This window comes from Brevundimonas sp. (genome assembly GCF_965278935.1).
GTDB lineage: Bacteria > Pseudomonadota > Alphaproteobacteria > Caulobacterales > Caulobacteraceae > Brevundimonas.
The window spans coordinates 3,176,852-3,190,840 of the sequence record NZ_OZ257124.1 but is presented as its reverse complement, the minus strand read 5'-3'; the positions used below and the strand labels follow the sequence as shown (position 1 = coordinate 3,190,840).

The window sequence follows — 13,989 nt, the reverse complement described above, 5'->3', positions numbered from 1 at the left end:
CCTTCGAACGAGGCCCGCCATGACCGTCCGTCGCACCCTGCTTTCCTCCGTCGCCGCCCTGGGGGTGTTGCTGGGCGCGACCGCCGCCGTGGCGCAGCAATCCTCGGCGGGAGGGTCGGTCCAGGTCATCGGAACGGACGCGCGCTCCAGCCTGTCGGCCGGCTTCGACGACGCCGGACAGGCGGCCATGGGTCTGTCGCTGGTCAGCCACACACCGCATGCGCCGGGCTTCGGGACCTCGGAGACCCTGTTCTCGCCGCCGAAGACCGCGGAGGAGCGGGCCGCGCTGCGGGCCTCGGCGGAGGGCGATCCGAGCTTCAGCGTGCTGGGCACGGCCAACTCCGACATGGCGATGTCGAACGGCCGGCTGTTCGTCGGCAACTTCAACGGCTTCAACGCCTATGACGTCTCGGGCGACGCGCCCCGGCTGGTGATGTCGGTGGTCTGTCCGGGCGGTCAGGGCGACGTGTCGGTGCACGGGAACCTGCTGTTCATGTCGGTCGAGGAGAACCGCGGGCGAGTGGACTGCAGCGGCGGCGGAAATGCGGAAGAGGTCAGCGCCGAACGCTTCCGCGGCGTGCGCATCTTCGACATCTCGGACCTGAACGCACCGCGCCAGATCGCGGCGGTCCAGACCTGCCGCGGGTCGCACACCCACACCCAGGTGCCGGATCCGTCGGACCGGAACGTGCTGTACATCTACGGTGAGGGCACGGCCGACGTGCGCAAGACCGGCGAGCTGGACATCTGCACCGACGGCCAGCCGGACGCGAACCCCGAGACGGCCCTGTTCTCGATCGACGTGATCAAGGTGCCGCTGGATCATCCCGAGAATGCGGCGCTGGTGAATCGGCCGCGCATCTTCGCCGATGCGACGACGGGCCGGGTCGCGGGCCTGTGGCGCGGGGGGCGGTCGGGCATCGCGACCCAGGACACGGCCCAGACCAACCAGTGCCATGACATCACCGTCTATCCGGAGATCGGCCTGGCCGGCGGCGCCTGCAGCGGCAACGGCATCCTGCTGGACATCACCGACCCGGTGAACCCGCGCCGGACCTCGGACATCTTCGACCCGGACATGGCCTACTGGCACTCGGCGACCTTTAACAACGCCGGCGACAAGGTGGTCTTCACCGACGAGTGGGGCGGCGGCATCGGCGCGCGCTGTCAGGCCACCGACCCCGCGACCTGGGGCGCCAATATGATCGCCACCATCGCCGACCGCACCCTGACGGGCCGCAGCTTCCACAAACTGCCGACGGCGCAGGGCGCGACCGAGAACTGCGTGGCCCACAACGGCAACATCATTCCGGTCCCGGGCCGCGACCTGATGGTCCAGTCCTGGTACCAGGGCGGCGTCTCGATCATGGACTTCACCGACCCGGCGCACGCGGTCGAGATCGCCTATTTCGACCGTGGCCCGATCAGCGCCGAGCGGCTGTATGTCGGCGGTTCGTGGTCGGCCTACTGGTTCAACGGGCGGATTTACTCGAGCGAGATTGCGCGCGGGCTTGACGTGCTGAAACTGCTTCCGTCGGATCAGCTGTCCGCGGCCGAGATCGCGGCGGCCGAGGCCATCATGGCCGGGGAGATCAATCCCCAGACCCAGACGAAGATCGAATGGGCCGACAGCCCGGACGTGGCGGCCTCCTACGTCGATCAGCTGGCCCGCACCGACGCGATCGAGGACGGCGTCGAGGCGCGGGTCCGCACCGTGATCGCGGGCTGGCGTTCGGGTTCGGCGGACAAGGCGGCGGCCGGAGACCTCGCGACCGCTCTGGCGACGGCTCCGGACGGGGCGACCGATGCGACCAAGGCGCGGATGGCGTCGCTGTCGGCCCTGCTGCAGCGGCTGGCCGCCTAGACATCGTCAGGGTTCGGACAATCGGGCGGCGGGAGTTATCCCGCCGCCCTTTTCCTTGCGCTCGATGATAACTTCAGTCGATCCTCTGCATCAGTTTAATCGACTTAAGTTCGCTGCCTCGCTCTGTTACCCATTGGACATCCAAATCGGACCCTGACCGGAGAACAACGATGCCCATGGACGGAAACGACCTCGTCGAGCCCACCACCAAGTGCCCGTTGCGGCACGGGGTGCGGTTCCACACCAGCTTCGGCGGACGCTCGAACCGCGACTGGTGGCCGAACCAGCTGAACCTGAAGATCCTGGCCCAGCATTCCTCGATGGTCAGCCCGTTCGCGCCGACGTTCAGATACGCCGAGGAGAACGCCAAGCTGGATGTCGAGGCGCTACGGGCGGACCTGCGGGCGCTGCAGACGGACTCGCAGGACTGGTGGCCGGCGGATTACGGCCACTACGGGCCGTTCTTCGTGCGGATGGCGTGGCACTCGGCCGGGACCTACCGGACCGGAGACGGGCGAGGCGGATCGGGGTCCGGCACCCAGCGGTTCGCACCGCTGAACTCCTGGCCCGACAACGGCAACCTGGACAAGGCGCGCCGCCTGCTGTGGCCGATCAAGCAGAAATACGGCAACCAGGTCAGCTGGGGCGACCTGATGATCCTGGCCGCCACGGTCGGGATGGAGGACATGGGCCTGCCCTTCTATGGCTTCGCCTTCGGTCGCGAGGACGTTTGGGAGCCGGCCGAGGACGTCCACTGGGGCGCCGAGGATACCTGGCTTGCGGACGACCGATATCAGGGCGAGCGCGAGCTGGATAAGCCGCTGGCCGCCGTGCAGATGGGGCTGATTTACGTGAACCCCGAGGGCCCGAACGCGGTGCCGGATCCGATGGCCTCGGCCAAGGACATCCGCGAGACCTTCGCCCGGATGGCGATGAACGACGAGGAAACCGTCGCCCTGATCGCCGGGGGTCACACCTTCGGCAAGGCGCACGGCGCCGGCAATCCGGAGCACGTCGGGGTCGAACCCGAGGGAGCCGGAATCCTGGAACAGGGTCTGGGCTGGAAGAACGCCTGGGAAAGCGGCCGGGGCGTGCACACCATCACCTCGGGTCTGGAAGGGGCTTGGACGCCTGATCCGATCAAGTGGGACAGCGGCTATTTCGACACCCTGTTCGGTCACGAGTGGGAGCTGACGAAGAGCCCCGCCGGCGCCCAGCAGTGGCGTCCGGTCGACCGGGCCGCGGACGATCTGGTGCCCGACGCGCACGACCCGTCCCGGCGTCATGCGCCCATGATGGCGACGACCGACATCGCCCTGCGGACCGACCCGGCCTATCTGGAAATCTCGAAGCGGTTCCATGCGAACCCGGCACTGCTGACCGAGGCCTACAACAAGGCGTGGTTCAAGCTGACCCACCGCGACATGGGGCCGAAGGAACGCTATCTCGGCCCGCTCGTGCCGCAGGAGGAACTGCTGTGGCAGGACCCGATCCCGGCGGTGGATCATGCGCTGATCGATGCGGCGGACGTCGGCGCCCTGAAGGACAGGATCCTGTCGTCGGGGCTGTCGATCACCGAGCTTGTGGCCACGGCCTGGGCTTCGGCCTCGACCTTCCGGGGCTCGGACAAGCGCGGCGGCGCCAACGGCGCGCGCATCCGGCTGGAGCCGCAGCGCCAGTGGCCGGTCAATCAGCCCGCGCAGCTGAACAAGGTGCTGGGCGTGCTGGAAGGCATCCAGTCCGACTTCAACGGAGGCGGCAAGACCGTGTCGCTGGCCGATCTGATCGTTCTGGCCGGTTCGGTCGGGGTGCAGCAGGCGGCGCAGGCGGCCGGTCATGACGTCGAGGTCCCGTTCGTCCCCGGTCGCGCCGACGCCTCTCAGGAACAGACCGACGTCGAATCTTTTGCCGTGCTGGAGCCCGAGGCCGACGCCTTCCGCAACTATCAGCGGGGCCAGTTCACCCTGACGGCCGAGGAGATGATGATCGACCGGGCGCAACTGCTGACCCTGACGGCGCCCGAGATGACGGTGCTGTGGGGCGGGCTGCGCGCGCTGAACGCCAACACAGATGGCGTCCAGCACGGGGTCTTCACCAAACGCCCGGGCCAGCTGACCAACGACGTCTTCGTCAACCTGCTCGACATGGGTACGACCTGGACCGCGACCTCCGACGACGAAGTCCAGTTCGAGGGCCGCGACCGGGCGACCGGCGAACTGAAGTGGACGGCGACCCGCGTCGATCTGGTGTTCGGTTCGAACTCCCAGCTGCGGGCCCTGGCCGAGGTCTATGGCCAGTCCGACAACGCCGGGAAGTTCGTGACGGACTTCGTTGCGGCCTGGACCAAGGTGATGAACGCGGATCGCTTCGACCTGGTCTAAGGTCGGCGTGAGACGACCGGGCGCGGCTGGACACGGCCGCGCCCGGTTTCAATTCTGGATAGGGAGCGAGCAGTTGCGCCCGCCTCTGGGTGCATTCCCAGCGGGCGACGAATCAGCATCCCCGGTCCGAGAGTTGGATATTGCGCTGTTAGCTGCGTGGTGCAGCTGACAGGCGGTGCATTGTTGCAAACCCACCTATGGATTGTTGTGCGGGCGCGTCTGACAACAGCGCTCGTGCCCTTAACTGGCGAAAGCCGTGTTCGGATCAGCGAGCGCTTATCGAGTGCACGCTCTTATCCACCACTCCAGGACTGGGGTCAGATTCGGCGTGCGTTGTCCGTCCTCCCCCCGTTTGGGCAGGGTCACGATGGCGCGTTGCGAGTTTCCGGACTGTCGGAAGATCGCAGCTTCAACGCTGAGGAACCGACGTCGTGGAACTGCAAGGCAAATTCCGGCTGAAGATGGGTGGATCTGACGACCTGATCGCATTGGCGATCATTGTCAGTGCTATCGCGGCCATTTCCGTAGGTCTCGCCGCCTTCTCGAGTGGTGAACCGACCCAAGCGGATAGCACTATCGAGGTGGCTGGCAGCTTTCGCCGGGGATCGACCGATAACGAGCATGAGTCCGTTGAATCACAAGGTGATGCTCGACGCAGAACCTCTTCATACCCAAGGTACGATCCGGTGAGTCATGATGCTGAACTGCGTCGTGGCGCGCTGTGAACAGGAATGGCTCGAGGGCCCATCGATGACGGACACGGACCATCTCGACCACCAGCCGATGACCAGGCGGTCGATGGCCATCGCGGCCTTCTCGACCGTGGTCGAGTGGTATGATTTCACCCTCTATCTCTATCTGGCCACCGTCCTGTCTCGCGTCTTCTTCGGCGGCGGGGAGACGTCGCTGCTGATCACGCTCGGCGGGTTCGCCGTGGCCTATCTGATGCGGCCGGTCGGGGCTGTGGTGTTCGGCCATATCGGCGACCGGTTCGGGCGCCGGCACACGATGCTGCTGTCGGTGGCGCTGATGACGGCGGCGATGATCGTGACGGCCCTGCTGCCCACCTATGGCCTGATCGGCCCGGCGGCGGGGGTGGCCCTGCTGCTGGTCCGCTGCGTCATGGGGTTCTCGGTCGGCGGGGAATACACCGGGGTCGTCGCCTATCTGCTCGAAGGCGCGCCGCGCCACCGGCGCGGGCTGATCGCGTCCTCGGCCTCGGCGGCGAGCGAGATCGGGGCCCTGCTGGCGGTCGGGGTGTGCGCGGTGACCGCGCATCTGTTGAGCCCGGCCGACCTCGACGCCTGGGGCTGGCGCATTCCGTTCGTGGTCGGGGCGGTGCTGGCCGGCAGCGTCTGGCTGGCGCGGTCGACGATGCAGGAATCGCCCGACTTCGAGCGCCAGAAGGCGGCCGGGACGGTGCCGGTCAGCCCCTTGCTGCATACGCTCAGGCATCACCGTAAGGGGATCGCACGGGCCTTCGCCATCTCGGCCCTGGGGTCGATCACCTATTATGTCGGCATCACCTATGTGCCGGTCTTCCTGACCTCGACCGGAGGACTGGGCGAGACCGTGTCGCTGTGGCTGGCGACTATCGCGGCTGTGGTGGTGATCCTGATCACGCCCCTGACGGGCCTGCTGTCGGACCGCTGGGGGCGCAAGCCGGTGCTGATCATCCTCGCCCTCTGCGCCGCCGCCATGCCCGCCGCCATGTTCTCCCTGATGGCGGTCGGGGGACAGACTGGAGCCTTGCTGGGCGCGGTGGTGCTGGCCTGCGTCGCGGGCGGTGTCAGCGCGGTCGGGGCGGTGGCGACGGCGGAACAGTTTCCGGGCGAAGGACGGCTGACCGGGCTTGCGCTCGGGGCGACGGCGGCGACGGCGGTGTTCGGCGGGTTCACGCCGTGGCTGGCGCAGTGGCTGATCGAGGTCACCGGAGCGAACTGGGTTCCGGGCGCGATGATCGCCGTGGTGGCCCTGGTGGTGCTGCCGGTGTTCCTGCAGGCGCCCGAGACCGCGCCGCGAAGGGTCAGCCCGCCCCGGTGAGGTCGGACCAGCGCCACGATCCCTGACCCAGGGCCACGCGGGGCGCGTCTGCGCCATCGGCCAAAGTCAGGAGGACGAGGCCGCGCATCGACTGGGTCCGGCACTCGCGGGGCGCGAAGGCGATGGCGACCGCGATGGCCTGACGCAGGCCGGCGAGGCCGCGGCCTTCCTCGCCCGGGTTCATGACCCAGTCGCCGTTCCAGACCAGCAGGGCGCGCTGGGAGGCGGGCAGGGATCGGTGGGCGCGGGCGGCGGCGGCAACCACGCCGGGGTTGTCGCGGAGCGCGGTCTGGACCCGCCGGATCATGTCGCAGCGACCGGCGCCGATTCCCGTGCCGCCCCCGCCGCCCGGCGCTCCGGTTCCGTCCGCGCCGGAGCCCGAACCGGCGGTGGCCGCGCCCGCGAGCTGGGCCTGGGTCAGGCCGGCGGGGGGAGGCGCGGGGGCCGGACCGGGCGGGGCGGCGGCGACGGGCAGGGGCTCGACCTCGGGCGGGGCAGGGCGAGGCACGCGCGGCGCGGCGGGCGGACGGGGTCTCGGCGGCGTGGGGGCGAGAGTCGCGGGGGCGGGCGGATCGGCGGCCTGTGAGGGCTCGGCGGCGCCCGGCGGCGGGTCGGGTTCTGCGACCGGAAGGGGCGGCGGAGGCGGGGTCAGGGAGACGATGACCGGCTCCGGCGGGGGCGCGACGGAAAAAATCGTCGGCTTGGGGGCGACCGTCAGGAAGGCCAGCAGAAGGCCTATATGGAGCGCCGCGCTGACCGCCGCACCCGGCAACCAGGCCCGTCGGCGCCGTCGCGTTGCAGCGGTTGGCGAGGCCGGATTTCGCGTTTGGCTTTCGGCGCTTGGAGGCAAGAAACAGGCCTGCGGAGGCGACGCACAGGCGCCGGACAGACCCCCAGAGACCACCTGCCCGCGTCAGGATCGTGGCGGCCGGCCGGTCGGCTCCGGACACGGACGATACGGTCAAGCTGCCGGAATCATGCCCCATGCCGGCCATGCCAAGGCCTTCCCGCCTCGTCCACATCGCCCGGCGCGACGTTCGGAAGTGGCGCACCGGCCCCTCAGGAGATCGCCTTGATCCAGTCCCAGACCCTCGCCTTCCCCCGCGCCAACCTGCGCCCCGTCCTTCTGACCGGCGTCGTCCTGTCGCTCGGCCTGCTCGCCTCGGGCTGCGCCACCCGCAATTTCGTGCGCGACAACGTCGCCGTCGTGGACCAGCGCGTGGACGCCACCGACGCCCGCCTGGGGACCGTCGAGGGCACCGCCAACGACGCCCTGCAGCGCGCCACCGCGGCCCAGCAGCTGGCCGAGGGCAAGTTCATGTACGAGGTCGTCCTGTCGGATGACTCCGTGAAATTCCCGTCCGACCGCGACGCCCTGTCGCCCGAGGCCGAGGCCCGTCTGACCGAGCTGGCGAACCGGCTGAAGGCCGAGAACGTCAACGTCTACCTGGAGATCCAGGGCCATACCGACAGCGCTGGCCCCGAGGCCTACAACGACCAGCTGGGCGCCGCCCGCGCCGAGGCCGTGCGTCGCTCGCTGAGCCGTCAGGGCATCGCCCTGAACCGCATGGCCACCATCAGCTACGGCGAAGAGGCGCCCGTCGCCGACAACGCCACCCCCGAAGGCCGCGCCCAGAACCGTCGCGTGGCCATCGTCGTCCTGAGCTAACTGTCTCTCCCTCCCCGTGTGGGGGAGGGTCGGCGATGCGAAGCATTGGCGGGGTGGGGAGGGCAAGGCGACGTGGCCACGGACCTGTGTCGTTTCGCCTTGTCGCCCCCACCCGACCTCGCTGCGCTCGGCCACCCTCCCCCGGAGGGGAGGGAGAAGGTTATCGACCCGCCCGGAACGCCGCCACTGCAGCGACGGCGCCCCGGACCGAGGTCTCGATCCCGGCCCAGTCGCCCGCCTTCACCGCCGCGTCGGTGACGAGTTTGGAGCCCATGCCGGCCGCCACGATCCCGGCGCCGAACCATTTCGCGATGGAGGCGGCGTCGGGGTCGACGCCGCCGGTCGGCATGATCTTCGTCCAGGGCATGGGCCCCATGACCGCCTTGACGAAGTCCGGCCCGCCGACCGAGGCGCCCGGGAACAGTTTGATGATGTCGCAGCCGAGCGCATGGGCCTCGGTGATGTCGCGCACCGACCCGCAGCCCGGGAAATAGGCCACCATGCGGCGGTTACAGACCGTCGCCACCTCGGGGACCAGGGCCGGCGAGACCACGAACCGCGCCGCGCGGTTCAGGTACATGGCCGCCGTCCCGGCATCGAGCACCGAGCCGATGCCCAGGACGATGTCGGGATCGGTCCGGCCCAGCTCCTTCGCGATCTCGGCGAACAGGTCGACGGCGAAGTCGCCCCGGTTGGTGAACTCGATCACCGGCGCCCCGCCGCGTGCGCAGGCCCGGATCACGTTCATCGCGACCTCGGGGTCCGGATTGTAGAAGACCGGACAGACGCCCTGGGCTTCGAGGGCTTTCAGCACGGATACGCGGTCGATCGGCATGGGTCTGGCTCCGGGGTCTGGCTTGGGGATCGCGGATCGGTGGGGCCGGCGTCAAGCCACTTCGGGTTTCAGAGGTCGTCGTCCTCCGGGCGCGACTCCAGAATAGACTCGACAGAGTCGACAGAGTCGCGCGCCTCCTGAGCCAGGGCCTCGGCTTCGTCTTCGGCCGCGTGACGGGCGTCGCGTTCCGCCTCCCACTCCGCACGGCGCTGACGAAGGTCCTCCGTCTCTATCCAGCGGCGCAGCTCCTCGTCATCCTCCTGAACCAGTTGATGCACCCGGTGCCAGCGCAGGGCCCCGACCGCATCGCCGCGCAGGATCGCTCTTGCCATCCGCGACGAGGCGACATGGGGCAGGTCGCCGAAGTCGATCATGTTCATGTCGCCGCCGATCCTATCCTCGAGCTCCATCCCCTCGTCCCAGGGATCCAGCTGGTGCGTCGGTCGCCACGGCTGATCCGCCCGCCGCCACCCATGCCGCGACGCCCGCGCCCGCAAGGCCGCCAGCGTCACCCCGTGCCGCCGGCAGCAGTCCGGCCCCGACAGCCCCGCCAGATAGTCGTCCCGAACCGCGTCCCACACATCGGCCGGCGCCGCGCGCAGGGGTTGGAGGTGTTCGTGCTCGGTCATGGTTTTCGCTCCCGGTTGAAGGGGGAACAGTGTGAGGGCGTTTCGAGGGGTGCTGGACAGAATGGCTCTAAATAGAGCCGAGCTTTGAATTCGTTGGCGGATTCGGACGATGTGTTGATGGGTATGGGTGAAGGGACCTGGCGCCGCCCACCGGTCAGGAGGTTCATCCTTGATGAGAGAACGTTGAAATGTTCTTCTTCCGGTTGAACAGAAGGCGGGGGCCATGAAGCGTTTCAAGAGACGGCGGACGGGTGCGCTGATCGCGACCCTGGGCGTGATCGGGATGGCGACCGGCGCGGCGGCGCAGGACCCGTTCCGGCCGAAAGCGGACAACGGCGGCGGCGTCGCCTTGACCGTAGAGAACGACACCTGGGTCCCCGGTGACGATACGGACCGCTACTACACCCAGGGCATGAGGCTCACGGGTCTGCTGGGACCCGACGGCGACGGCCCGGTGGGGCGGCTGGTCTTCGGATTGATCCCGGACGACTGGGGCTCGCGCCTCGACGACGACTGGAACCTGCGTGCGACGATGGGGGTGGGCCAGCACATGTACACGCCGGAAGAGAAGAGCGCGGTCGTGCCCGATCCGCTCGACCGGCCCTACGCCGGATGGCTGTACCTCAGCAGTTCGGCCTTCGCCTACAAGGAGAACGAGATCGGCGGCCTCGAGCTGCAGCTCGGGGTCGTGGGACCCGATGCCCATGCCGGGCCGTTGCAGAACTGGTTCCATCGGCGGATCGGCGCGCCGCCGGTCAACGGCTGGGCCAGCGAGCTGAACAACGAGTTCGGCGTCAATCTGCACGGCGAATGGCGCCGCCGGTACGTCCTCGCAGGTACGGACCGCTGGGGCGCCGACGCCTTCGCCATCGCGACGGCGGCCTTCGGCAATGTGGAGATCTCCGGCGGCGCGGGAACCATGATCCGGCTCGGCTACAATCTGCGCGAGGACTATGGCCCGCCGCGGCTGAGGCCCGGGGCGGCCGGGACCGAGTTCTTCACCGGGCGCGGCGATCGCACCAGCCTCTATGTCTTCGCCGGCGTCTATGGCCGGGCGGTGGGACGCGACATCTTCCTGGACGGCAACACCTTCTCCGACAGCGCCTCGGTCGATCGCGAGACCTGGGTACCCGAATACACCTGGGGCGCCGCCTGGCGGACGCCGAACCTCTATGTCGGATGGGGGCGCTACCTCGCCGGTCCGAGGATCAGCTACACCTATGTCGAACGCGGCCACGAGTTCGCCGGCCAGCGCGGGCCGAGCCGGTTCGGGGCATGGAGCATCACCTTCGTGCGGAACGGGCTGGAGGCGCTGTGGTAAGCGGCGCGACCGAGGCGGGATGAGGCTGCAAGCCTGGTCGGTGACCCTTGTTCGCGAGGGCTGCGTCCGTAGACTGGTTCGCACGCGAGGGGCCCCGCATGTCGTTGTTCGAGTTCACCTTCGGCCTGTCGGCCGTGATCCTGGGGCTGGCGCTGGCGCATATGGCGTCGACGGTCTCGAAGCTGGCCATGGCCGGGCGGCGGGTGCGGTGGGCGCCCGAGCCGCTGTTGCTGGCCGGGATCGTCGTCCTGGTCATCGTGTCGGTGTGGCTGTTCCAGTGGTCGCAGCGGGACGAGACGGAGACGACCGTCGGCCGGCTGCTGTTCCACATCGGCAAGCTGATGCTGCCCGTCATGGCCGCGACCTTCGTCCTGCCCGATCCGATCCCGGAGGAGGGGCCGGTCGATCTGTACGCACACTACGACCGCACCCGCGCCCTGACGTTCGGAGCGCTGATCATCGGGCTGCTGCTGTTCTGGGTCGGGTCGACGGTGGAGTGGGCCAGCGGCGCTCACCCGGACTGGGGGCCGATCACGGTCCGGGGCGTCCTGGCGGGGTCGCCGTGGGACTTCTGCCTCGGCTACGGCCTGCTGATCGTGGTGCGCCGGCGGTGGGTCAACATCACCCTGCTGGCGGCGGGGCTGATCTACTACGGCTGGGAGGTGGTGCCGGGGCGGTTGGCGGGGTGAGGCTAGGCGGCCTTGCCGGGCGTCTTCGGTTTCAGGTCGTCGAGCTCGCCGGGGGCGCCGGTGATCAAACGACCCTTCCAGCCGGGCGGCGGCAGGAACTTGCCGGACTTTTCCTCGCGCGTGCCGTTCTTCGCCATATCCGCCGCGCGGCGACTGGCCTTGAGGATGGTCTCGTGATCGAAGATCGACTTGTTCATCGCGGTCCCCAATCTAGCAGTTCGAGCCTGTCGCCGCCACTGGCGTAGATCTTCCAGTCGTCCGCGAGCGGCTTGTAGGTCGTCTCCAGATACTCGCCGCTGACGACGAAGCGCCGGCGCAGCGTGTCTAAAGGAATGCCGTGACCGCCCTCCGCGACACGGTTCGCGACACGGGCGATGGAGTGTTCCGCGCTGGGCAGACGCAGATAGACCAATTCGAACCGGTATCCGGCGGCCTTCCAGTCGCGGATGCGCACGGCGTGCGAGCGGCTGGCCAGGGTCGTCTCCAGCACGAAGTCCGCGCGCGCCGCGACCAGTTCGTCCAGACGCTCCAGCACCCGACGCCCGGCCGCCAGATCGCGCGCGGCTCCCGCGCCGGTCAAGCCGCGCGCCACCTCGTCCGGATTGACGAACTGGAACGCCTCCGCGCGCTCGCGCAGGAAGCCGTTGATGAAGGTGGTCTTCCCGGCCCCGTTAGGCCCGGCAAGGAGGACGAGGGTGGGCATTAATACTTTCCGAACGCAGCGTAGCCCTTGATCAGCAGAAGGTTAGTCGCTGGCCTCATCGGTCGCTTCAGCGACCTTTGCTGTCGCCTTAGCCAATGGAACGAAGCTAGCAGCCAAAACCGCGATCCCTGCTACCGGCCCAGCCAGCATAGTGGCCAAAAGCGCCACCCCCGCCTTAATCGATGTTGAGACAACTGACCTGACACCGTCGCCCACGCCCAGCGGCACGGCAATCTTGGCTTGCTTCCAACTGTCCAATGCGACGGGCCCTAATTCATCAACGACCCTACGGAGCGGTGCTACGACGAAGTTTCGGAGCCCGAGAAGCTGAAGGCTCGCTAGCGTGGCGCGGCGTTCTATTGCACTGGCACGAGTTGCCTCGCTGGACGTTGTGTCGATAATGTTGCTCAGGAGAGCGATCTCATTTGATCCATCTCTCAAAGCTTCAACGGCAGAATCATCGACAACCTCAGAAGCTTCAGCAATCTCGATAATGCGGTTTGCGTTCTCAACGTAAGATCTGAGCTGGGTGCCCTCTGCTTGAAAATTAAGAGCCTGTCGATTTGCATCTATCGTCCTGGCTCCGGGATATATAGCGAGAAGATCTTCTAGACTTATGGTCGCGTCCATAACCAGGGCCCTGATATCCTCAGGATAATCCGCATCCGTACTGAAATAGGCGCTGGATACTGCTTGGATAGTTCTCATCCTCATGAGCAATATGCCATCACGGACATCACTAGCGGATCGATTAAGCTCTTCTAAGGTGGCGCTAAATGCGCCTGCTAATCTGCTGTCAAACTGGTTCCCAGACAAACTAGCTATCGCCAAATTGATTTTCTCAACAACCAAATCAAGTATATCTTGGGCAAGATTCTCATCAAACGGATCTTGATGATGAGGAAGCGCTTCAAGTTTCTCCTCGGTCCATACGAAGCTGTAAGGCGCAGGTCGCTGGACCAGTATCGTATTCTCTATCGCTTCTTCATCAATGTCGGGTTCATCAAATGATTCGACGTTAAGGATCCGTCCTACTTCAATGGACCTTCCGGGATTTCGCCTGGACGAAAGAGCTCGAATATCGTCCGGCAATTTTTTGCAGCTTGAAAAGGCTAGGCCGCGCGCACTGAAGGGGTTAAATAAGCTCTTTAAAGATGTAAGGGGGCTCAGGTCCCAAATATTCGTCCTGCTTATATTAAGATCGTTAAGCGTAATTATCGAGCGCAGTGGGGACAGATCTAATATGGCAGTATTTGAGATATCCAGAGACTGGAGAGTTTTGCTTTTGGACAGCGGAGAAAGGTCGGTTATTCTCGTGCCATCTGCGTATACTGCCCGCAAGCGTGGCAAGTCTGATAGCGGAGCTAAATCGGAAACCGAGGTGGACCGCATATGAATGTTCATCAGGTTTTTGAGGTCAGACAAAGGAGAGATGTCGCTGACAAGGGTATCAGAGAAATACAACGAATATAGAGATTTCAAACCGGCAATTGGCGTCAGGTCAATGACGAATGTGTTGTCTACGTCGATACTGTTGAGGTTTTCAAGTTCAGCCAATGGAGTTAAATCAGAAACGCAAGTGTCCTCAAAACTTACGGAAGTGAGTTCTTTCATCGTTCTTATCGAGGCCGGTATCTCTGAGAGGTCTACTAGGTCTTGGAAACCGATCTCATTTGCTCCTGCCTGAGCTGCGATCTTGATGCGACGCTTAGCCTCAACTAACGCAATGCGCTGTTCCTCTGGTGCCGGGACTTCTCGTTTCATCAGTGGGTCTCCCCCAAAATTCGGCGGCGGTCACAGGTCCGACAGGTTCGCGTGGCCAACGACCCACAAGAGCACACTTTCACGGAGCATA

General features: G+C 66.4%; 13 protein-coding genes. 7 read left to right on the top strand and 6 right to left on the bottom strand.

The genetic code is table 11. From position 1 onward, the window contains the following. Nucleotides 1-19 precede the first annotated feature (19 nt). From ACQY68_RS15945 to ACQY68_RS15930, 4 genes are all read left to right on the top strand, one after another. The gene (locus ACQY68_RS15945; RefSeq protein WP_428150691.1) at nucleotides 20-1,864 is read left to right on the top strand and encodes an LVIVD repeat-containing protein; all 1,845 of its coding nucleotides are present in this window, start codon (nucleotides 20-22) and stop codon (nucleotides 1,862-1,864) included. 176 nt (nucleotides 1,865-2,040) lie between these two features. Continuing rightward, a complete protein-coding gene (gene katG, locus ACQY68_RS15940) occupies nucleotides 2,041-4,245 on the top strand; it encodes a catalase/peroxidase HPI (RefSeq protein ID WP_428152692.1) in 2,205 nt (734 codons plus the stop codon). A gap of 431 nt (nucleotides 4,246-4,676) precedes the next feature. Beyond that, nucleotides 4,677-4,970 (top strand): hypothetical protein, encoded by a 294-nt coding sequence (locus ACQY68_RS15935; protein WP_428150689.1) that lies wholly within the window; start codon nucleotides 4,677-4,679, stop codon nucleotides 4,968-4,970. A gap of 25 nt (nucleotides 4,971-4,995) precedes the next feature. Further along, entirely contained in the window at nucleotides 4,996-6,288 is a 1,293-nt protein-coding gene (locus ACQY68_RS15930; protein ID WP_428150688.1) for an MFS transporter, read from the top strand. Here the strand turns inward: ACQY68_RS15930 and ACQY68_RS15925 are convergent. Then, the gene (locus ACQY68_RS15925) at nucleotides 6,272-7,060 is read right to left on the bottom strand and encodes a hypothetical protein (RefSeq protein WP_428150687.1); all 789 of its coding nucleotides are present in this window, start codon (nucleotides 7,058-7,060) and stop codon (nucleotides 6,272-6,274) included. The two genes, ACQY68_RS15930 and ACQY68_RS15925, sit on opposite strands and share 17 nt — an antisense overlap. Nucleotides 7,061-7,360: 300 nt before the next feature. Here ACQY68_RS15925 and ACQY68_RS15920 point away from each other — a divergent pair, with 300 nt between their 5' ends. Next, complete coding sequence (locus ACQY68_RS15920; RefSeq protein ID WP_428150685.1) at nucleotides 7,361-7,957, top strand: OmpA family protein; 597 nt, start codon at nucleotides 7,361-7,363, stop codon at nucleotides 7,955-7,957. Nucleotides 7,958-8,117: 160 nt separating this feature from the next. On the opposite strand, the gene ACQY68_RS15915 is transcribed toward ACQY68_RS15920, so the two are convergent. Then, on the bottom strand, nucleotides 8,118-8,792 hold the full coding sequence (locus tag ACQY68_RS15915; protein ID WP_428150684.1) for a bifunctional 4-hydroxy-2-oxoglutarate aldolase/2-dehydro-3-deoxy-phosphogluconate aldolase: 675 nt from the start codon (nucleotides 8,790-8,792) through the stop codon (nucleotides 8,118-8,120). 68 nt (nucleotides 8,793-8,860) lie between these two features. Further along, complete coding sequence (locus ACQY68_RS15910; protein WP_428150683.1) at nucleotides 8,861-9,421, bottom strand: hypothetical protein; 561 nt, start codon at nucleotides 9,419-9,421, stop codon at nucleotides 8,861-8,863. A gap of 223 nt (nucleotides 9,422-9,644) precedes the next feature. Between ACQY68_RS15910 and ACQY68_RS15905 the strand changes: the two genes are divergently transcribed. Together ACQY68_RS15905 and ACQY68_RS15900 are read left to right on the top strand one after the other, a co-directional pair. Further along, complete coding sequence (locus tag ACQY68_RS15905; RefSeq protein WP_428150682.1) at nucleotides 9,645-10,742, top strand: lipid A deacylase LpxR family protein; 1,098 nt, start codon at nucleotides 9,645-9,647, stop codon at nucleotides 10,740-10,742. Between the two features lie 98 nt (nucleotides 10,743-10,840). Continuing rightward, nucleotides 10,841-11,431, top strand: a complete 591-nt coding sequence (locus ACQY68_RS15900) for a hypothetical protein (RefSeq protein WP_428150680.1) — start codon at nucleotides 10,841-10,843, stop codon at nucleotides 11,429-11,431. A gap of 2 nt (nucleotides 11,432-11,433) precedes the next feature. Here the strand turns inward: ACQY68_RS15900 and ACQY68_RS15895 are convergent, their stop codons facing one another. The 3 genes from ACQY68_RS15895 to ACQY68_RS15885 are packed head-to-tail and all read right to left on the bottom strand — an operon-like array spanning nucleotide 11,434 to nucleotide 13,898. Continuing rightward, nucleotides 11,434-11,628: a hypothetical protein gene (locus ACQY68_RS15895; RefSeq protein WP_428150679.1), complete on the bottom strand. Its 195-nt coding sequence runs from the start codon at nucleotides 11,626-11,628 to the stop codon at nucleotides 11,434-11,436. Continuing rightward, complete coding sequence (locus ACQY68_RS15890) at nucleotides 11,625-12,134, bottom strand: AAA family ATPase (protein WP_428150677.1); 510 nt, start codon at nucleotides 12,132-12,134, stop codon at nucleotides 11,625-11,627. The genes ACQY68_RS15895 and ACQY68_RS15890 overlap by 4 nt, the downstream gene beginning before the upstream one ends. A gap of 42 nt (nucleotides 12,135-12,176) precedes the next feature. After that, the gene (locus ACQY68_RS15885; RefSeq protein WP_428150676.1) at nucleotides 12,177-13,898 is read right to left on the bottom strand and encodes a leucine-rich repeat domain-containing protein; all 1,722 of its coding nucleotides are present in this window, start codon (nucleotides 13,896-13,898) and stop codon (nucleotides 12,177-12,179) included. Between the last annotated feature and the right edge of the window lie 91 nt (nucleotides 13,899-13,989).